This window comes from Streptacidiphilus sp. PB12-B1b (assembly GCF_014084125.1).
In the GTDB taxonomy this organism is placed as follows: Bacteria; Actinomycetota; Actinomycetes; order Streptomycetales; family Streptomycetaceae; genus Streptacidiphilus.
In genome coordinates this window covers 5140399-5159261 of the sequence record NZ_CP048405.1, presented here as the reverse complement: position 1 = coordinate 5159261, position 18863 = coordinate 5140399, and the positions used below count along the sequence as shown (strand labels likewise).

Sequence of the window (18863 nt, the reverse complement as noted above, 5' to 3'; positions counted from 1 at the left end):
CTCCTCTGAGACCGAGCACGCCGGACCGAGCGACGAAGGGAGGTGACGTGGGATGACGATCGACGTGGACGCGCTGCAGGCGCTGGAGAGCGACGAGCTGGAGGCCGAGGGCCTGGTGGTGGACTGCACCTGGACCTGCTCCTGGACCGGCTTCTAGGAGGCCGAAGCACCCGTGACCCATCCAAGACCCGTGCTGTGCAGGGGAGGTGACGTGAGATGACGATCGACGTGGATGCGCTGCAGGCGCTGGAGAGCGACGAGCTGGAGGCCGAGGGCCTGGTGGTGGACTGCACCTGGACCTGCTCCTGGACCGGCTCCACCTTCTGAGTCGCCGAACCCGGCGACCCATCGAAGACCCGTGCCGTGCAGGGGAGGTGACGTGAGATGACGATCGACGTGGACGCGCTGCAGGCGCTGGAGAGCGACGAGTCGGAGGCCGAGGGCCTCATCCCGGTGTGCCCGTGGACCTGTTCCTGGACCAGCTTCTGACCGGGCCGACTGCTCCCGCGTGTCAGAGGTGCTGGCCCCGCTCCGCCCGGAGCGGGGCCAGCCTTGTGCTCAGGGCTCAGGACAGGCCCGACAGGCCCTGCGGGAGTTGCTCCGCGATCGGCGGGATGGCATAGGTCAGCGTCGCGCTGGCCGCCAACTCGCCTTCTGCACCGATGAGTTCGGCCAGCACCACGCAGAGCCGGCGGCCGAACTTGGCGGTCCTGGCCTCGACCCGCAGATCGCCGGGCCGGGGCCGGTTGAGGAAGTTGATCTGCAGGGAGCTGGTGAGCGCCATCAGCGTGGGGCCGAGCCGGGCGTTGATCAGCAGGAAGGCGGCGAGGTCGACCAGACCCGCCTGCTCCGGGCCGGAGACCGTGCCGCCCGGGCGGGTGCGCAGGCGGTTGCCGTCCACCGCCATGGTCAGCGTCCGGCGGTCCACCCGGACCACGCGGCAGGCGGGATAGTCCGGGAACTGACGGTCTATCAACTCATTGAGCTGTTCCGGGCTCATCACGACGTCGACATCGCCGGCCGCGGTGCTGGACTCGGTGGGCATCTCTTCTGGCCTCGCAGCAGTGGTCGGCAGGGAGTGCGGGGGATGGGCTTCAGCGTATAGGGAATTCGGCGCTTGTCCACGGACGGCCGCCCGCCGGGCGCGACGGGTCGACGGCGGGCCGTGCGAGCGGCAATGCGGGAGGCAATCCGGATCAGGCCAATCTGCCGCTGATCGAGTTCCTCCGCGTACGATTCCCGGCGCGGCATATCCGGGCTCCTGGGGGGCTCGATGGCGTACAGCGGAACGTGAAGCTCCGGCCGCGAAGGGTGGCCGAATCCCGGTCCCGGCGCCCGGGTGGCACCTTGTTGGCTTGAAACCTTGCGCCTACAGTCCGAGACGCCCTACGGACCACTTCGAAGCTCCCAAGGCCGCCCGGGGGAGCGGCCCTCCTCCGCCGGCACGGCCACCGCGTCCGCGCGACGCGGCGGGTGCCCGGCGTTCTGAGTCCTCTGCTTTCAGGGCCTCATCGGCGAGTCCCTGACCATTCACGCGAGCTTATGAATCGAGGCGCCCTGTCATGGGATTTTCCATTCTGGCCGACGAGGCGGTCGTGGTCCGGACTCCCGAGGAATTCCTGGCCATGCCGGAGGACTACCGGGAGATCGCCATCCGCGGAATGGTGGTCAACACCGAGGGCGAACTCTCCGGTGGCGACGACTACATCAGCGTCTTCCTGCCGCTGGCGCCCGACGCCGAGGAGCGCCAGGTCTGCGCCGAGCGCGCGGTCGAGGAGTACGACCACTACAAGATCGGCAAGCGGGTGCTGGGCGAGGTCGGCGTCGACACCTCGTACATGGAGACGCAGACCCTGGCCGAGCGGAACCTGTTCCGGGCCCAGGAGTTCCACACCTGCACCACCTGGGCCGAGCGCGGGATCTTCTCGTACGTCGGCGAGGAGACCGCCATGGTGATGATCTCCGAGTTCGCGCAGAGCAGCTACAAGCCCTGGGCGGATGCCGTGCGCACGATCATCCAGGACGAGAAGGTGCACATCGCCCACGGCGCCCGGGTCTGCCGCAACCTCGCCGCCACCGACGACGGCCGCGAGCAGTTGCAGCAGGCGCTGGACCGGCTCTGGCCGACCTTCATCCGGATCTTCGGCAGCCCGCGCTCCGAGCGCTCCCGGCTGGCCGTGCGGTTCGGGCTCCGGCAGACCACCAACGGCCAGGCGTGCGACGTCTGGCGGGAGAAGGTCACGCCGCGGATCAACAACCTGGGGCTCCGGATCCCGGAGTAGCAGCCGCCTCCCGGCACCCGGCCGGGAGCAGCAGGCCGGTCCACCCGCGACTTCCAAGGAGCCCATGCCATGGCAACACCCGTCTCCATCGAACCGCGTCCGCTGAGCCGCCGCGAGGCCAAGGCGCGCACCGCCGAGTTCCTGGCCGACCGGCCCGACCTGGCCGAACGGCTGCACCGCATCCGCCGGTTGGGGCGCAGCGTGCGCTCCTGCGAGGTGCACCTCACCAACGCCTGCAACATCCGCTGCAAGGGCTGCTGGTACTTCGAGGGCGGATTCGACACCGCCGTCAAGGAGTTGACCGACCTGGACAGAATCCGGGCCTTCGCCGACCGGCTGGCCGACGAGGGCGTCAACCAGGCCACGCTGATCGGCGGCGAGCCCACGCTGGTGCCGCGCCGGGTCGAGGCGTTCGTCGAGCGGCTGCCGTACATCACCATCTCCACCAACGGCCTGCGCCCGATGCCGAAGCAGGGCTTCGAGAAGATCGCCATCGCGGTCTCCGTCTTCGGCGGCGGCGTGCTGGACGACGACCTGCGCGCGATCCGGGTCAACGGCTCGACCTTCACCGGCCTGCTGGACACCGCGCTCGGCCACTACCGCGACGATCCGCGGGTGCTGTTCATCTACGCCCTGGCCGAGGCCGGCGTGGAGCACATCGAGCCCACGGTGCGGAAGATCGCCGACAACGGCAACATCGTCACCTTCAACTTCTACAGCGAGCACGGCACCGAGAACCCGATCCGGATCGCCAACGAGCAGCGGGTGCTGGACGAGGCGCTGCGGGTCAAGGAGCTGTACCCGGAGACCGTGGTCAGCCACCCGTACTTCATCCGGACGCTGATCACCGGGCGTTCGCACTGGGGCGGCCGGTTCGGCTACGACGTCTGCCCCAGCCTCAGCGTGGACAACCCCGCGCACGAGCAGCGGCTGGCCAACGGCAACCCGGTCATCCCCGGCTTCAACGCCTGGGGCGCGGACTACGAGTCGGTGCAGTTCTGCTGCACCTCGGGCGACTGCGGCGGCTGCCGGGACAGCCAGGCGGTCTACAGCTGGCTGGTGGTGAGCGGCTCCCGGTTCCTGGACAGCGTCCAGCGGCTGGAGGAGTGGCTGGACATCTCCGAGAGCTACTGGCGGCAGTGGCACTGGGCGCCGTACCACTCCAGCAAGCCGGACCGGCTCACCGCCTGAGCCGGCCGCCCGCCGCCCGCCGGGCCGCCGCACCCGCCCGACCCCATCGCGTGACCGCCGCCGTGCGGACGAGGAGAGACATGCCCGACACCCTGGACCTCACCACCATCGAGACCTTCATCGTCGACGCCCTGGTGGAACTCGGCGTGGAGCGCTCCGACATCGTCGAGGACGCCGCCCTGGACGAGTTGGAGATCGACTCGCTCGACATGGTCGAGCTGAGCCAGTCCATCAAGAAGCAGCTGGGCATCCCGGTCAAGCCCAAGGACTTCGACCAGCTCTACACCGTCGGCGAGGTGCTTGCCCTGTGCCGGCAGAAGGCCGGACTGGAGTGACACCAGGCGCCGTCGTCACCGGTCTGGGCGCGGTGACCCCGCTGGGCGTGGGCGCCGACCTGCTGCACCGGCGCGCGGTGGCGGGGGAGAGCGCATTTGACGGCGGGGTGGGCCGGTGCGCCGACTTCCGCGCCGCCGACCACCTCTCCCGCCAGCAGATCCGCCGCACCGACCGGTTCGCCCAGTTCGCGCTGGTGGCCGCCGCCGAGGCGCTGGCCCAGGCCGGTTGGAAGGAGGCATCGCTGCCGTACCCGCCGGAGCGGATCGCCTGCGTGGTCGGCTGCGCGCTGGGCGGCACCGGGAGCTTCGAGGCGCAGCGCGAGGTGCTCCGCGAGCAGGGCGACGAGTTCGTCTCCCCGCTGATGGTGTCCTCGATGATGGCCAACGCCGCCGCCTCGCAGCTCTCGCTGCGGTTCGGCTTCCAGGGCGAGGCCCTGTGCGTCGCCTCGGCCTGCAGCAGCGGCGCCCAGGCGGTCGGCGCCGGGCTGCTGCTGCTCGCCGCCGGAGCCGCCGACGCGGTGGTGGTCGGCGGCGCCGAGGCGTCCACCTCCGAGCTGGTCCAGGCGTCGTTCCGGAACGCCGGGGCGCTGTCGCCGACCGGTGCGTCGGTGCCCTTCGACCGGGCCCGGGACGGCTTCCTGATCGGCGAGGGCGCCGGGATCCTGGTGCTGGAGACGGCGCGGGGCGCGGCTGCGCGCGGGGCCGCCGTGCTCGGCGAGGTGCTCGGCTACGGGGCCACCGCCGACGCGCACCACCTGACCGCCCCCGACCCCAGCGGCGTCCCCGCCGCCCGGGCCGTGGGCCGGGCGCTACGGGCGGCCGGGGTCACGCCGGAGCAGCTCGACTACATCAACGCGCACGGCACCGGCACCGTCCTCAACGACCAACTGGAGTGCGACGCGCTGCGGTTGGCGCTCGGACCGGCGATCGAGCGGATTCCGCTGTCGTCCACCAAGTCCGGCATCGGCCATCTCTTCGGCGCGGCCGGCGCGGTGGAGGCCGTCGCCACCCTCCAGGCGCTGCGGCACGCCACCGCGCCGCCCACGGTCGGGCTGCGCGAGCCGGACGAGCGGCTCGGCCGGCTCAACCTGATCCGGCACGCCGCACCGCTCACCGCCGCCGGTACCGCCGCCGTTACTGCCCCCGGAACCGCCGCCGCGCCCGGCCGGGCGGCCCCGCGCCTGGTCGGGCTGTCCACCTCGTTCGGCTTCGGCGGGCACAACGCCGCGCTGGTGCTGGCCGCCTCCCCCGCATGACGAAAGGTCAACGGCAATGCTCGGCTTCGAAGGACGCCGCTATCTGATCACCGGAGTGCTCAACGACGACTCGATCGCCTGGCACACCGCCCGATCGCTCCAGGAGGCGGGCGCCGAGGTGCTGTTGACCGGCTTCGGCCGGGCCCGGCGGATCACCGAGGCCGCCGCGAGCGGGCTGCCCCGCCCGCCCGAGGTGCTCACCCTGGACGTCACCCGGCCCGACGACTTCGTCACCCTGGCCAAGGAGCTGACCGAGCGCTGGGGCTCGGTGGACGGCGTGCTGCACGCGGTCGCCGCCGCCCCGCAGGAGGCCCTCAGCGGCAACTTCCTGACCGCCACGCCGGAGAGCGCCACCTTCGCGCTGCGCACCGCCGCCGTCTCGCTGCACTCGCTGGCCACCGCACTGGCCCCGCTGCTCAGCGCGGACGGCCGCCGGGGCAGCGTGGTCGGCCTGGACTTCGACGCTTCCGGCGCGTGGGCCGGCTACGACTGGATGGGCGTCAGCAAGGCGGCCCTCGGCGCGGTCTGCCGCTACCTGGCGATGTACCTGGGCCCGTCCGGCATCCGGGTCAACCTGGTCGCGGCCGGCCCGGTGGAGACCGTGGCCGGGCAGGCGATCAGCACCTTCGACCGGATCGCCGACCGCTGGGAGGACGAGGCGCCGCTCGGCTGGGACCGCACCGATCCGTCGGTGCTCACCGGACCGGTGCTGTTCCTGCTCTCCGACCTGGCCGCGACCGTCACCGGTGAGATCGTGCACGCCGACGGCGGCATGCACGCGGTCCGCATGGGCGCGGGCCCGGCCTTCGCCGAAGGAGCGGCGCGGTGACCGCCGCCGTCGTCGGGGTGGGCGCCGCCCTGCCCGGCCCCACCGTCCCCAATGCGCACTTCGAGCGGATCGGCGCCTCCTCGGAGTGGATCGTCAAGCGCACCGGGATCGAGCAGCGGCACTTCCTGGAGCCCGGCGGCCGACTCGCCGACCTGGTGGTGGCCGCGGCCGGGCAGGCGCTGCGCTCCTCCGGCGTGACCGCGCACCGCATCCGCCACGTCGTGGTCGCCACCATCACCCCGGACCGGGTGACGCCCGGCGTCTCGGTCGAGGTCGCCGCCCGGCTGGGACTGCCGCAGGCTGCCGCCTTCGACCTGCACGCGGCCTGCGCCGGCTTCGTCTACGGCCTGGACCACGCCGCCGCGCTGATCGAGACCGGCCGGGCCGAGGCGGTGCTGGTCTGCGGCGCCGACGCGCTCACCCGGATCACCGACCACGAGGACCGGGGCACCGCGGTGCTGCTGGCCGACGGCGCCGGCGCGGTGGTCGTGGCCGACGTCCCCGGCGCCCCGCGCCCGGCCTTCTCGCTGGGCAGCGACGGCGAGCTGATCCCGCTGCTCTACGCGGACCGGGACGAGCGCAAACTGCGGATGGACGGCCGGGAGATCTTCGCCCACGCCGTCGAGAAGATGGCCGCCGCCACCCGCGAGGTGCTCGACCGCACCGCCCTGACCTGCGACGACATCGACCTGTTCGTCGCCCACCAGGCCAATGCGCGGATCGTGCGGGCGGTCGGCAAGGAGGTCGGCCTGCCGCCCGAGCGGCTCTACCTCAACGTCCAGCGGGTCGCCAACACCTCCGCCGCCTCCATCCCGCTGGCACTGGCCCACGCCCGCGAGGAGGGCCGGCTCGGCCGGACCGCGCTGCTCGGCCTCGCCGCCTTCGGCGCTGGCATCACCTGGGGCGCCGGGGTCATCGGCTGGCAGCAGGCCCCGGACCCGGCAGGGGAGGCGCGGTGACGCCGCCACGGCTCCCGGTGCTGGCCGAGCTCCGCGCCCCGGACGGGGCCGCGATCACCGTCCGGGCACTGGCCCGGCCGGACGCCGACGCGCCGGTCGTGCTGGTCCTCCCGGCCATGGGCACGGCCGCCCGGCACTACACCCCGCTGGTCCGCGCCCTGCACGCGGCCGGGCTCTCGGTGGCCGTCTGCGACCTGCGCGGCCACGGCGAGAGCCGCCCGCGGCCCGGGCGCGGGGTCCGCTTCGGCTACCGCGAGATCGTCGAGCAGGACCTCCCGGCGGTGCTGGACGCGGTGCAGGCGGCCTTCCCGCAGGCGCCGCTGCTGCTGCTCGGGCACAGCCTGGGCGGACAGCTGGGCATGGTGCACTGCGGGGTGTTCCGGCCCCGGCTGGCCGGAGCCGTGCTGGTGGCCAGCGGCTCGGCCTGGTACCGCTGCTTCGGCCCCCGGGCGGGCCTGCGCCGACTGGTGCACAGTCAGTTCGCGGTGCTGGTGTCGGCGGTGATCGGCTACTGGCCGGGGGAGCGGCTCGGCTTCGGCGGGCGCGAGTCCGCCCGGCTGATGCGGGACTGGGCCCGGCAGATGCGCACCGGACGCTACCGCGCGCACGGCGCGTGCGCCGACTACGAGCGGGCCCTGGCCGAGGTCGCGCTCCCGGTCCTGGCAGTGGACGTGGCCGACGACGAGCTGGCCCCGCCGCGCGCCGTGGACCACCTGTGCGGCAAGATGCCCGCCGCCCGGGTGGAGCGCTGGAGCTACACCGTCGAGCAGGCCGGCGGCCGACCGCTGGACCACTTCCGCTGGATCCGGCACAACCGCGGCCTGGTGGCGGCGATCACGCAGTGGGTGTCCCGGCTCGCCGCCGACGGCGAGCGGCCCGCCGCCGCGCACCGCGCCGACGCGGGCTGATGCCCGCGCCCGGGGCGGTCCCGCTGCTGGCCGCACTGCTGCCGCCCTGGGTCCGCTGCGCCGAATCCACCGACACCGAGCCACCCTCTGCGGAGCTGCTGTTCCCGGAGGAGGAGGCGCTGATCGCCCGCGCCGGGCCCCGGCGCCGGGCCGAGTTCCGGGCCGGACGCCGCTGCGCCCGGCGCGCCCTGGCCCAGCTCGGGCACCCGGCCGTGCCGCTGCCGCGCGGCCGCCGCTCCATGCCCGCCTGGCCCGACGGGGTGGTCGGCAGCATCACCCACCGGACCGGCTACCGTGCCGCCGCGGTGGCCCGCACCGCGGACGCCCTCGCCCTGGGCATCGACGTCGAGCAGCACGCCGCCCTCTCCGCGCAGGCCCGGGAGGCGGTGCTGTTCGGGCCGGAGCCGGACTGGCTGGCCCGGCAGTCGCGGGAGCGGCCGGAGACCGCCTGGGACCGGCTGCTGTTCAGCGCCAAGGAGTCCGTCTACAAGGCGTGGTGCGGCGCGGGCGGCGGCTGGCTGGGCTTCGAGGAGGCCGAGCTGACCGTACGCCAGGACGGGCCCGGCCACGGCGCCTTCCGGGCCCGGCTCCGCCCGGCGCAGCCCACCCGGCCGCCGCTGCCGCAGCTGCCCCCGCTGCTGGACGGACGCTGGCTGGTGCACGACGGCCTGCTGCTCACCGCCGTCCTGGTCCCCGCACCGCAGCGCCCGGCACCGTCCCCTTCCGCACCGGCCCGCTCCCGGTCGGCCCGTCGTCCACCGGCTCACCGTCCACCGGCTCACCGTCCGCCAGGCCCTGACCGAGGAGTCCACCATGTCCGCCGCCACCGCCGACACCGCTGCCTCCCCGCGCAGCATCCCCGACCTGCTGGCCGCCACCGCCGCCCGCTGCCCGGACCGGCCGGTCCTGCGCCTGGACGACGAGCTGCTGACCTTCGCCCAGCTCGACCGGGCCAGCGCCCGGGCCGCGCGCTGGCTGGCCTCGCTCGGCGTCGCGCCGGGCGACCGGGTGGCCGTGCTGCTGCCCAACGTGCCCGCCTTCGCGGCGCTGTACTACGGCATCCTGCGCGCGGGCGCGGTGGTCGTGCCGATGAACCCGCTGCTCAAGGCCCGGGAGATCGAGCACTGCCTGGCCGACGCCGGGGCCGCGCTGCTGGTCGCCTGGCACACCGGCGCGGAGCAGGCGGCGGCCGGCGCGGACCGTGTCGGCACCCCGTACGCCACGGTCGGTCCGGACGCCTTCGCGGCCGACACCCACCGGGCGGAGCCGGCCCCGCACCGGCGCGGCGACCAGGACACCGCGGTGATCCTCTACACCTCCGGCACCACCGGCACCCCCAAGGGCGCCGAACTGACCCACCGCAACATCCTCTGCAACGTCCGCGCGGGCATCCAGGTGCTCGGGATCGGCGGACAGGACGTGATCTTCGGCGGGCTGCCGCTGTTCCACTCCTTCGGGCAGGTGATGGGCCTCAACTGCGCGGTGGCCACCGGCGCCTGCCTCACCCTGCTGTCCCGCTTCGACCCGGCCGCGGCCATGGCGGTGATCCAGCGCGACCGGGTCAGCGTCTTCCTCGGCGTCCCGGCCATGTACACCCTGATGCTGACCCACCCGGCCCGCGCCGACCACCGGTCCGACTCGCTGCGGGTCTGCCTGTGCGGCGGCTCCCCGATGCCGCCGGAGGTGCTGCGCGGCTTCGAGACCGCGTTCGACTGCGTCGTCCTGGAGGGCTACGGGCTCTCCGAGTCCTCCCCGCTGGCCTGCGCCAACCGGATCGACCGCGAGCGGGTGGCCGGGACGATCGGCATCCCGATCGAGGGCGTGCGGATGCGGGTCGTGGACGAGTCCGGCGCGGAGGTTCCGGACGGCACCGTCGGCGAGGTGGTGATCCGGGGCCACAACGTGATGAAGGGCTACTGGAACCGGCCGGAGGCGACCGCGCAGACCGTCAGGGACGGCTGGCTGCACACCGGGGACCTCGGCACCCGGGACGCCAGCGGCGACTTCCGGATCGTGGACCGCAGCAAGGACGTCATCATCCGCGGCGGCTTCAACGTCTACCCGCGCGAGGTGGAGGACGTCCTGTACGAGCACCCGGCGGTGGTCGAGGCCACCGTCATCGGCTTCCCGCACGCCACCCACGGCCAGGAGGTCGCCGCCGCCGTCGTGCTGCGCGACGGCGCCCGGACCACCCCGGAGGAGATCCGCGCCTTCGTCCGGGAGCGGGTGGCGCCGTTCAAGTACCCGCGCCTGGTCTGGCTGACCGACGCCCTGCCCAAGGGCTCCACGGGCAAGATCCTCAAGCGCGAGGTGGTGCTGCCCGAGGGGCTGGCCGGTTCGCGGTGACGGTCCGCGGTGACGGGGCGGGGCCGCGCGGTCCGGCGCGGCCCGCCCGTCCCCACCGGTCTCAGACGACCCGCCGCAGCCAGCCGTGCCTGTCCTCGGCGCGCCCGTACTGGATGTCCAGCACGTGCTCGCGCAGCGCGGTGGTCTGCTTGCCGGGCGTGCCGCTGCCGATGGTGAACGCGTAGCCGTCGCCCTTGAACCCCACGATCGGGGTGACCACGGCGGCGGTACCGGCCGCGAACACCTCGGTGATGGTGCCGTCGGCGGCGCCGGACCGCAGCTCGGCCAGGGTGATGGACCGCTCGACCGGGGTGAGGCCGAACTCGGGGGCGAGCGTCAGCAGGGAGTCCCGGGTGACGCCTTCGAGGATCGTGCCCAGCTCCGGGGTGACCAGCTCGCCGGCGGAGGTGATCAGGCACAGGTTCATCGTGCCGGACTCCTCCAGGTTGCCGTCGCCGCCGGCGTCGTCCAGGAACATCACCTGGTCGCAGCCGTGCTGCCGGGCCTCGATCTGCGCGGCCAGGCTCGACGCGTAGTTGCCGCCGCACTTGGCCGCGCCGGTGCCGCCCCGGCCGGCCCGGGTGTACTCGCTGCTGACCCAGAGCGTGACTCCGCTGATCCCGGCGGCGAAGTACGGCCCGGCCGGGCTGGCGATCACCGAGAACGTCACCTGCTCGGCGGGCCGCACGCCGAGGAACGCCTCCGAGGCGAACATGAACGGCCGCACGTAGAGGCTGCCCTCACCGGCGGAGTCCGGCACCCAGGCCGCATCCGCGCGGACCAGCTCCTCGACGGCGGTCAGGAAGTCCTCCTCGGACAGCTCGGGCAGGGCCAGCCGCCGCGCGGAGCGGGCGAAGCGGCGGGCGTTGACCTCCGGACGGAACAGCCAGACGCTGTCGTCCGCGTGCCGGTACGCCTTCAGCCCCTCGAAGATCTCCTGCGCGTAGTGGAGCACCGCCGCGCTCGGATGCATGGAGAACGGCTCGAGCGGCCCGACCCTGCGGTCGTGCCACTCCTCGGTGGGCGTCCACACGGCCGAGGCCATGTGGTCGGTGAAGAACCGTCCGAACCCCGGAGCGGCGAGAATCGCGGCCCGCTCCGACTCAGGCACGGGACTCGTCGTCCGGAACAGGGGGAAGCCACGGCTCATCGCCAACTCCTATACACCGCTGCGGATCGGCGCTCCGCTCGGCGCCGCTGCCGTTATGCTAACGGCCGTTACCCGGCTTGAGCAGGCGTCACACGGCCAGATCCCCGCCCCCGAGGTCAGCCGTACAGCTCAGCCGGTCGCCGCCTCCGGGCCGGTGCCGGTCCCCAGCCGGTGCCAGGCGTGGGAGCACCCGGCGGCGCAGAACCGCTCCCGGCGGCGCCGGTCGGCCACCCCCAACAACGCCACCAGCGGCCGGAAGGCCTTCACCCGCTCGTCCTGCGGCAGCCCGACGACCTTCGCCAGCTGGACGGACATCTGCCCCCGGGCGATCAGGACCGCAGGGGTGTGCGTCGGCCGGATGCCCGCCGACCGGATGCTCTCCGGGGCGTCCTCCACCGTCGCGCGTGCCTGGATGCAGTACTCGCGCAACTCCTGAGCACCCCGGCCTGCTCGTCGCCGGACAGCCCCTCGAACCAGGCGACCCCCTGCGCGAGCGGGCGCACGCCCTGCGCCCACGCGTTCAGCCTGACCGCGCGCTCGTCCATCCCCGCCACCCCCGCCTGCCTGCGATACGAGTCGCAGCCTACGCTCCGGCGACCGACACCGGCGCCGCCCGCGTCCGGGGGACGCGGGCGGCGGGCGGGCGAGGGGCGCTGCGGGTCAGACGCGGTCGGCGGCGATCAGGACGTACTGGAAGGAGCCGTCCCGGTAGGAGGAGATGAAGGCCTCCTCGATGCCGGTGACCAGGGAGGAGGTGGCGCGCAGCTCCCAGTAGGGCAGGGTGTCCGGGGTGAGGTCGATGACGGCCCGCGGGACCAGGCGGTTGTCCGCCATGGCGCGCAGGTACTCCCGGCGGGAGTGGATGTTGCACTCGAAGTGCGCGTTGATCTGCGAGACCCACTTCGACGGCTGGCCGTAGATCGGGTTCCAGCAGCCGGTGATGGTCACGTACCGGCCGCCGACGGCCAGCACCCGGGAGTGCTCGGCGAAGAGGTCGTGCAGGTCGACGTACATGCTGGACTCGTTGTTCCACGAGCCCGCCACCTCGCCCGTCCCCACCGGGGTGGCCAGCATGTTGCAGACGCGGGAGCGGACGGACGTGTCGATGCCGAGTTCGCGGGCGCGGCGGTTGCCGAAGTCGGCCTGCTTGGCGGAGAGCGTGACGCCCTCGACCCGGCAGCCGAAGCGCTGGTGGGCCATGACCATGGAGCCGCCGCGGCCGCAGCCGGCGTCCAGGAGCGTGGCGTCGCGCGGGATGTCGCCCAGGTGGTCCAGCAGCAGGTCGGCCTGGGCCGACTCCAGCCGGTGCAGTTCGGCGATCACCCGCCGCTCGCGCTCCGGGTCGGCCGGATCGCCCAGGGCGGCCCGGTCGACCTCCCCGATGCCGTAGTGGTGGTGGTAGAGGCCGTCGACCTCGCCGAGGCGCAGGTTCACCGGCCGGGCCTCGCCGTCCCAGTATCGGGCGATGTCGCCCTGGTACGGCGTCGCAGGAGCAGGGATGGAGGCCGCGGTGCTTGCCGGGGTGATGTTGACCGTGGTCACGGATCAGCTCCTCGTTTACCAGAAATCGGGCAGGCTGTAGCGGTACGTGTTGGTCCGGTGCCAGTAGTGGTTGCCGTCGACCCACGCGGCCACGCCGCGCAGGAAGCGCAGCAGGGACGGGGCGGGGCAGGCGGCAGCCAGGGCTGCGGCCTCGGCCTCGAAGGCGTGCATCAGCTCGTTGTGGACCTCGACCGCCTTCAGGTAGGCGTCGCGCTCGCTGACGCCCTCGCGCTCGGCGATCACCACCGGCAGGTTCAGGTGGCGGCCGGGGCGGCCAGCTCCTTGGTGTAGGAGTACAGGTCGTTGACGATGGTGGTGGCGTTGGAGGCGAGCGCGATGACGCGCTGCACCGCCGGCAGGGCCTGGAGGTCGGCGGGCAGTTCGTAGCCGCCGACGGTGTCGGTGATGGTGGGGCAGGGGCGGAAGTTGTTGAACTGGCGCATCGCCAGGTACTCCCACACCTCGGGCAGGTACTCGGTCTGCGTCCAGGCGGCCTCGGCGAGGTAGCCCAGGTGCAGCCGGGCCATGTCGTGCCGGTACCGGTCCGCCTGGGCGGGGCTTGCGGCTCGGGTGAAGTAGTCCATCGCCGAGCGGTAGGCCCGGCGCGGGGCGTCCGCGTGCAGCGACTGCGCCCAGGCCGGTTGGTACTCCGGCACCGTGTGCAGCGGGTCCAGGGCGGTGTGCGCCAGCAGCAGGCGCCCGCCCAGGCCGACGGGCGAGCCCCCGTGGTCCTCGCAGTAGCAGTCGTCGAGGGCGTTCTCGGCGGCCATGAGTCGGGTGGCGATCATCAGGTGGTCGGTGTCGGGGGCGTCCGGGTGGCAGGCCACCATGTAGCGGCCCAGGGAGAAGCCGTCGAACTGGTCCTCCCACTCCGGCGGAAAGAGCTGCACCTCCTCCACCGCCCACGCCTTGATCCGGGTGCTGACGTCCGCCACGCGCCCGGGGTCGGGCTCGGCCACCGGGTGGTGGTACAGCCCCGGGACGGCGTCGCCCGCCTGTGCGGGCTCCGGGGTCTGCGCCGCCAGTTGCAGGGCGGCCGTGCCCAGGCCGCTGGGTCCGCTGAGGATCCGCTCCAGGGCCGGACCGGTCATGGCCGCACCGCCGTGGTCCCCACGATCGTCGGCCTGCTGTCCATGGGCATGGAAGAGCCTCCCCTCGGTGAAAAACCGCACGTCATGACGGGCCGTCGTGCCGCGCAGCGGGGAGGGGGCCGAGCGCGTCACCCCCGTCCCGCTCGTTCCACCACGCTAGGCCGGGGGCTCGGCCCACGGCGCTCCGCGGCAGCCGCTCCACTCGATCGGATGAATGTCCGGGCCCGTTGGGTTTGAACCGGCGGCACGACGGGGTCGAAGGGGCGTCAGTGGTGAGGGGAGCCGGCGAAGAAGAGCAGCATGATGAATCCGGCGAAGACGTGGAACCCGATGACGTAGATCGCCGCCCGGATCCAGACGCCCTTGTTGGCGCGGCGTCCGCCGCCTTCGCTGCCGTCGTCGACGCTCTGCCGGGCCTCGGCGGCCACGGCCTCGGCAGCCGCGATCGCCGCCAGCACCGCGGTGGCGTCCGGCGGCGCGACGACCGGACGGCCGCGCCCGGGCCGCCCGGGCCGCGCAGGCCGACCGGCCCGATCCGGGGTCGGCTCGCGGGTCTCCGGCGCCGTGTCGGCGGGTTCGGTCATGGCTGCGGCTCTCCCCGTGGTGCTCGCGGCGCGTGCGTGACGGCTGCCGCCCGCGCTTCCGGTGGTCACGCGACGGCCTCGACGGCCTTGTCCCCGGTGGCGTCGGCCCCGCGCAGCTCCGCCAGCAGGTCCTGCTGGTCGGCCAGCAGCTCGGTCAGGATCCGGCGGGCGGCCCGCATCAGGTCGGCGACGTCGGTGCCCGCCAGCGCGTAGACGACGGTGTCGGCCTCCCGGGTGGCGGTGACGATCCCCGACCGGCGCAGCACGGCCAGCTGCTGGGACAGGTTGGAGCGCTCCACCTCGATGTTCGCCAGCAGATCCCGCACCGGCGTCGGACCGTCCTGAAGCAGCTCCAGCACCCGGATCCGCACGGGGTGCCCGAGCATCCGGAAGAACTCCGCCTTGGCCTGGTACAACGGGACCGGCACGCCCCTCAACCCCTCGTCGTTCCGTCGTCGCCCCCGATCGGGGGCACCTCGATGCCGTTGCTGCGGGCCAGCAGCAGCGCCGCCTCCAGCTCGTCCAGCGCCTCCCGCAGCCCGAACGTCCCCCTGTCCCGCGCCGCCCGCTCCACCCGGGCCCGCGCCGCCCGCACCCGGGCGACAACCATCTCGGTGAACACGTCCACGGCACCACTCCGTCCGCAGCAGGCGTCCTTGCCGGCCAACCATGACAGCAATTGAAGAAATCTTCAATTCGTCACACTAGGCCGCAAGGCACGGGCGCACGAGGAGAACCAGATCAGCCGGGCGGTGCTGGCTCGGGAGCGCAGGCTCAGCGAGGGGTACACCGAGGCCGCCGAGATCGAGGAGGAGCGCCAGGAACACCGGCTTTCGATGGCGCTGGCGAAGGCCGTCTACGACCGCCGTGTCGAACTGGGCCTCTCCCAGACCGAATTGGCCGTCCGCTCCGGCCTGACCCAAGGGAAGATCTCCCGGATCGAGGGGTCCGACACTGTGCCGACTCTGCCGTTGCCGGCGAAGCCGGCCAAGGGCCTGGATGCCTCGTTGAACATCGCCATCGATGCCGACAACGTGCAGGTGACCATCTCCGCCCGTAAGGCGGCATGAGGGCAGGAGCCCGGAGCGGCAGCCGCTGGGCGGCGGGTTCCAGCCGAGGACGACAGACGAAAACGGTCGGATAGGGCCGTACGGCCCTGGTCGTGGGGGCGTTCGTCGGTGAGGATGCAGAGGTCACGCCGTTTGCTGGGCGGACCAGGAACAGGGGAGTACAGGTCATGTCGGACAGTGCAGCTGAGGCCGGGGCCAAGCCGATCAGGGTGTTCCTGCTCGACGACCACGAGGTGGTGCGGCGCGGCGTGCACGACCTGCTGGACGCCGAACCGGATCTGGAGGTCGTCGGCGAGGCCGGGACGGCGGAGCAGGCCCTGGCGCGGGTGCCCGCGCTGCGCCCGGATGTGGCGGTGCTGGACGTCCGGCTGCCGGACGGCGACGGCGTCGGCGTCTGCCGCGAGCTGCGCTCCCGGCTTCCCGAGCTGGCCTGCCTGATGCTGACCTCCTTCGACGACGAGGAGGCGCTGTTGGACGCGATCATGGCCGGCGCGTCCGGGTACGTCCTGAAGCAGATCAGCGGCACCGACCTGGTCACCGCGGTGCGCACGGTGGCGTCCGGCCAGTCGATGCTGGACCCGGGCGCGACCACCCGGGTGATGGCCAGGATGCGCGGCGAGACCGGCCATGACGAGCAGCCGCAGGCGCTGGCCGCGCTGACCGCCCGCGAGCAGGAGATCCTGGCGCTGATCGGCGAGGGGCTGACCAACCGGGAGATCGGCGGGCGGCTGTTCCTGGCCGAGAAGACGGTGAAGAACCACATCTCGCGGCTGCTGGCCAAGCTCGGCGTGGAGCGCCGGGTGCAGGCGGCCGTCATCGCCACCCAGAGCGCAGCCGCCGGCGAGCAGCAGGCCGGGCCGCGCACCGGATACCGACCGGGACGCGCGCGGTCCTGACCCGGGGCCCGCCCGGCGGCGCGGCCCGGCCCGGAGGTCCCCGGCGGTACGGGACCACCGGCCCTCGCCGCACCGCCCGCAGCAGACGAGGATCGACCTATGACGACGGACGGCGGCTACCTCGACGAAGTGCAGTGCCTGCGCTTGATGGCGGGCATGGCGGTCGGCCGCGTGGTGTACACCCGGCACGCGCTGCCCGCCGTCCTGCCCGTGCGGTTCCGCCTGGACAGCGACGGCAGCGTCCTGGTCAGCGTGGACGCCCGGTCGGAGCTGGTCGGCGCGGTGACCGGCGCGGTGGTCGCCTTCGAGACCGGGCAGGTGGACGCCAGCGACGGCAGCGGCTGGAGCGTCACCGTCCTCGGCCTGGCCGACGTCACCCCGGCCCCGGCGACGACACTCGCCGCGTCACCCGCCGGGCGGTCGGCCGTGGCCTCCGCCGCCGGGGAGGTGCAGCTGCGGATCCGCCCGCAGCTGGTCAGCGGCCGTCGGCTGGAGGGCCGGCCGTCCGCCGCTCCCGGCCGTGCGCCCGACGCCGCACGCTGATCCGTCCGGCTCGAAGGAGGCCCTCTCGAAGAGGCCCTCTCGAACGAGGCCCTAGGGCCGGACCAGCGGCGCGCGCCAGACCAGCCGGGTGCCGCCGGACTCCGGCGCCGCCAGCTCCAGGCTCCCGCCGCACTCCCGGGCGCGCTGCTCCAGGTTGGCCAGTCCGCTGCGCCGACCGCCGGAGGGCAGGCCGACGCCGTCGTCCGCCACGGTCAGTACGACCTCGGTGGCCGTCGCCTGGAGCGTCACCTCGACCCGCTTGGCGTGGGCGTGCCGCGCCGCATTGCTCAGCGCCTCGCCCAGGACCGCCACGACGTGGTCGGCGACGGTCTGCGTGACGTCGGTGTCGAGCAGGCCCTCCATGCTGAGCCGGGGGGAGAAGCCCAGGGCCGCCTGCACCTCCTCCACCGCCCGGGCGGCCCGGGTGCGCAGGCTCTGGGCCTCGCCGCTCTCCCTGGCCCGCAGCCCGAAGATGGTCGACCGGATGATCTTGATGGTCTCGTCCAGATCCGCGACCGCGCGCATCACCCGCTCCGACGCGCCCGGGCTGTCGATCAGCCGGGCCGCGCCCTGCAGGGTCATGCCGGTGGCGAACAGCCGCTGGATGGCCAGGTCGTGCAGGTCGCGGGCGATCCGGTCGCGGTCCTCGAACAGGGCGAGCTGCTCCGCGTCGCGGCGGTGCTCGGCCAGCTCCAGGGCGAGCGCCGCCTGGTCCGCGAAGCCCAGCAGCGGGCCGATCTCGGCCGCCGTGTACGTCGGCTCCCCGGCCGGCCGGGCCAGCAGCAGGACGCCCCGGGGCTCGCCCCCGGCCGTGCCCAGCGGCACGGCCACGGCCGGGCCGGTGTCGCGCGCGTGGTGGGCCCCGGCCCGGTAGAGCGGGTCGGTGCCCAGGTCGGCGCTGGAGGTGGGGGAGCCGGTGGTGAAGGCCGCCCCGGACAGGGTGCCCTCGACGGGTACGGTCAGCCCCAGCCGGGCGGAGGCGTCGCCGCCCAGCGCCAGCTGCACGGTGAGCTGCCCGCCCCCGGCCGACGGCTCGCAGACGTCCGCCAGCTCCGAGCCGGTGATCTCGCGCCCTCGCTGCGCGATCAGCTCCACCACCTGCGCGCGGGAGACGCCGGAGAGCAGGGCGCGGGTGATCTCCGCGCTGGCCCGCAGCCAGCGCTGCTGGCGCTGGGCCTCCTCGTAGAGGCGGGCGTTGTCGATGGCGACCCCGGCGGCCACCGCGAGCGTCGAGATCACCGCCTCGTCGTCGGCGTCGAAGTCCTGGCCGCCGCGCTTGTCGGTGAGGTAGAGGTTGCCGAACACCTCGTCCCGGACGCGCACCGGGACGCCGAGGAAGGTGTGCATCGGCGGGTGGTGCGCCGGGAACCCGTACGAGGACGGGTGCTCGGAGAGCTCGCCGAGCCGCAGCGGCTCGGGGTGCTTGATCAGCTCGCCGAGGATGCCCCGGCCGGAGGGCAGTTGGCCGATCTGCTCCGCCTGCGCGGGCTCGATGCCCACGGTGAGGAACTGCGACAGGCTCTGCCCGTCCGGTCCGATGACGCCCAGGGCGGCGTAGCGGGCGTCCACCAGGACGGCGGCGGCCTCCACGATCCGGCGCAGGGCGTGCGCGAGGTCCAGCTCCCGGCCGACCGACAGCACGGCCTCCAGCAGACTGTGCACCCGGTCGCGGGTGCCGCGGGCGGCGTCGATCCGCGCCTGCAGCTCGCCCAGCAGCTCGTCCAGACGCAGCTGCGGCATCCGCGACACCGGCTCCTCGCCTCCCACGGGCATCCTCCTCGTCCCACCAGCACGTACGGCGGTGGGGCTCACGGTAGCGGGCCGCCCGTCCTCCCCGCTCTCCCCTCCGCCCTCCGCGGCCTCGGCCAGATGCCTCGGCCC

The 18863-nt window shown here is 73.7% G+C and carries 22 protein-coding genes and 2 pseudogenes; 15 read left to right on the top strand and 9 right to left on the bottom strand.

What is annotated here, in order from left to right; genetic code table 11:
• Positions 1–52 precede the first annotated feature (52 nt).
• Genes GXW83_RS33625 through GXW83_RS33615 form a run of 3 tightly spaced genes read left to right on the top strand, consistent with a single transcriptional unit; the run spans position 53 to position 489 of the window.
• On the top strand, positions 53–157 hold the full coding sequence (locus tag GXW83_RS33625) for an ALQxL family class IV lanthipeptide (protein WP_192045058.1): 105 nt from the start codon (positions 53–55) through the stop codon (positions 155–157).
• Between the two features lie 59 nt (positions 158–216).
• Entirely contained in the window at positions 217–327 is a 111-nt protein-coding gene (locus GXW83_RS33620; RefSeq protein ID WP_192045057.1) for an ALQxL family class IV lanthipeptide, read from the top strand.
• A gap of 57 nt (positions 328–384) precedes the next feature.
• A complete protein-coding gene (locus GXW83_RS33615; protein WP_192045056.1) occupies positions 385–489 on the top strand; it encodes an ALQxL family class IV lanthipeptide in 105 nt (34 codons plus the stop codon).
• 76 nt (positions 490–565) lie between these two features.
• Here GXW83_RS33615 and GXW83_RS22575 read toward each other — a convergent pair whose 3' ends face one another.
• Positions 566–1045 carry a PaaI family thioesterase gene (locus GXW83_RS22575; RefSeq protein WP_182444873.1) on the bottom strand — a complete coding sequence of 160 codons (480 nt, stop codon included), beginning with the start codon at positions 1043–1045 and terminating at the stop codon, positions 566–568.
• A gap of 517 nt (positions 1046–1562) precedes the next feature.
• On the opposite strand from GXW83_RS22575, the gene GXW83_RS22570 reads away from it, so the two are divergent.
• The 9 genes and pseudogenes from GXW83_RS22570 to GXW83_RS22530 all read left to right on the top strand — a co-directional run bounded on the left by GXW83_RS22570 (position 1563) and on the right by GXW83_RS22530 (position 10106).
• Positions 1563–2282, top strand: a complete 720-nt coding sequence (locus GXW83_RS22570; RefSeq protein WP_182444872.1) for a Phenylacetic acid catabolic protein — start codon at positions 1563–1565, stop codon at positions 2280–2282.
• A 69-nt stretch (positions 2283–2351) separates the two neighbouring features.
• Positions 2352–3473, top strand: coding sequence for a radical SAM protein (locus GXW83_RS22565; RefSeq protein WP_182444871.1), 1122 nt, complete (start codon positions 2352–2354; stop codon positions 3471–3473).
• 80 nt (positions 3474–3553) lie between these two features.
• Complete coding sequence (locus GXW83_RS22560) at positions 3554–3808, top strand: acyl carrier protein (RefSeq protein WP_182444870.1); 255 nt, start codon at positions 3554–3556, stop codon at positions 3806–3808.
• A complete protein-coding gene (locus GXW83_RS22555) occupies positions 3805–5064 on the top strand; it encodes a beta-ketoacyl-[acyl-carrier-protein] synthase family protein (RefSeq protein WP_182444869.1) in 1260 nt (419 codons plus the stop codon). Before GXW83_RS22560 ends, GXW83_RS22555 begins: the two co-directional genes overlap by 4 nt.
• Positions 5065–5080: 16 nt before the next feature.
• Positions 5081–5893 carry an enoyl-ACP reductase FabI gene (fabI, locus tag GXW83_RS22550; RefSeq protein WP_182444868.1) on the top strand — a complete coding sequence of 271 codons (813 nt, stop codon included), beginning with the start codon at positions 5081–5083 and terminating at the stop codon, positions 5891–5893.
• A complete protein-coding gene (locus GXW83_RS22545; RefSeq protein ID WP_182444867.1) occupies positions 5890–6852 on the top strand; it encodes a 3-oxoacyl-ACP synthase III family protein in 963 nt (320 codons plus the stop codon). The genes fabI and GXW83_RS22545 overlap by 4 nt, the downstream gene beginning before the upstream one ends.
• Positions 6849–7760: an alpha/beta fold hydrolase gene (locus GXW83_RS22540; protein WP_182444866.1), complete on the top strand. Its 912-nt coding sequence runs from the start codon at positions 6849–6851 to the stop codon at positions 7758–7760. The genes GXW83_RS22545 and GXW83_RS22540 overlap by 4 nt, the downstream gene beginning before the upstream one ends.
• A pseudogene (locus tag GXW83_RS22535) lies at positions 7760–8329 on the top strand (4'-phosphopantetheinyl transferase); the annotation flags it as partial. The gene GXW83_RS22540 and the pseudogene GXW83_RS22535, both read left to right, overlap by 1 nt.
• A gap of 244 nt (positions 8330–8573) precedes the next feature.
• Positions 8574–10106, top strand: a complete 1533-nt coding sequence (locus GXW83_RS22530) for a long-chain fatty acid--CoA ligase (RefSeq protein ID WP_182444865.1) — start codon at positions 8574–8576, stop codon at positions 10104–10106.
• A 61-nt stretch (positions 10107–10167) separates the two neighbouring features.
• Here the strand turns inward: GXW83_RS22530 and GXW83_RS22525 are convergent, their stop codons facing one another.
• The 7 genes and pseudogenes from GXW83_RS22525 to GXW83_RS22495 form a co-directional block, all read right to left on the bottom strand.
• On the bottom strand, positions 10168–11256 hold the full coding sequence (locus GXW83_RS22525; RefSeq protein ID WP_182444864.1) for a branched-chain amino acid aminotransferase: 1089 nt from the start codon (positions 11254–11256) through the stop codon (positions 10168–10170).
• A gap of 129 nt (positions 11257–11385) precedes the next feature.
• Positions 11386–11685 carry a DUF5958 family protein gene (locus GXW83_RS22520; protein ID WP_255431316.1) on the bottom strand — a complete coding sequence of 100 codons (300 nt, stop codon included), beginning with the start codon at positions 11683–11685 and terminating at the stop codon, positions 11386–11388.
• A 231-nt stretch (positions 11686–11916) separates the two neighbouring features.
• Positions 11917–12798 carry a geranyl diphosphate 2-C-methyltransferase gene (locus tag GXW83_RS22515; RefSeq protein WP_182444863.1) on the bottom strand — a complete coding sequence of 294 codons (882 nt, stop codon included), beginning with the start codon at positions 12796–12798 and terminating at the stop codon, positions 11917–11919.
• A gap of 15 nt (positions 12799–12813) precedes the next feature.
• A pseudogene (locus tag GXW83_RS22510) lies at positions 12814–13883 on the bottom strand (family 2 encapsulin nanocompartment cargo protein terpene cyclase); the annotation flags it as partial.
• A gap of 272 nt (positions 13884–14155) precedes the next feature.
• A complete protein-coding gene (locus GXW83_RS22505; protein WP_182444862.1) occupies positions 14156–14473 on the bottom strand; it encodes a DUF6126 family protein in 318 nt (105 codons plus the stop codon).
• A gap of 65 nt (positions 14474–14538) precedes the next feature.
• Positions 14539–14901 carry a metalloregulator ArsR/SmtB family transcription factor gene (locus GXW83_RS22500; protein ID WP_182444861.1) on the bottom strand — a complete coding sequence of 121 codons (363 nt, stop codon included), beginning with the start codon at positions 14899–14901 and terminating at the stop codon, positions 14539–14541.
• Positions 14902–14906: 5 nt separating this feature from the next.
• Positions 14907–15101 (bottom strand): hypothetical protein, encoded by a 195-nt coding sequence (locus GXW83_RS22495; protein ID WP_182444860.1) that lies wholly within the window; start codon positions 15099–15101, stop codon positions 14907–14909.
• Between the two features lie 124 nt (positions 15102–15225).
• Here GXW83_RS22495 and GXW83_RS22490 point away from each other — a divergent pair, with 124 nt between their 5' ends.
• From GXW83_RS22490 to GXW83_RS22480, 3 genes are all read left to right on the top strand, one after another.
• Entirely contained in the window at positions 15226–15543 is a 318-nt protein-coding gene (locus GXW83_RS22490; protein WP_225447179.1) for a helix-turn-helix domain-containing protein, read from the top strand.
• 167 nt (positions 15544–15710) lie between these two features.
• Positions 15711–16439, top strand: a complete 729-nt coding sequence (locus GXW83_RS22485; protein ID WP_182444859.1) for a response regulator transcription factor — start codon at positions 15711–15713, stop codon at positions 16437–16439.
• A gap of 99 nt (positions 16440–16538) precedes the next feature.
• Complete coding sequence (locus GXW83_RS22480; RefSeq protein WP_182444858.1) at positions 16539–16982, top strand: pyridoxamine 5'-phosphate oxidase family protein; 444 nt, start codon at positions 16539–16541, stop codon at positions 16980–16982.
• Between the two features lie 51 nt (positions 16983–17033).
• Here the strand turns inward: GXW83_RS22480 and GXW83_RS22475 are convergent, their stop codons facing one another.
• Positions 17034–18755, bottom strand: a complete 1722-nt coding sequence (locus GXW83_RS22475; protein ID WP_182444857.1) for a GAF domain-containing sensor histidine kinase — start codon at positions 18753–18755, stop codon at positions 17034–17036.
• Positions 18756–18863 lie beyond the last annotated feature (108 nt).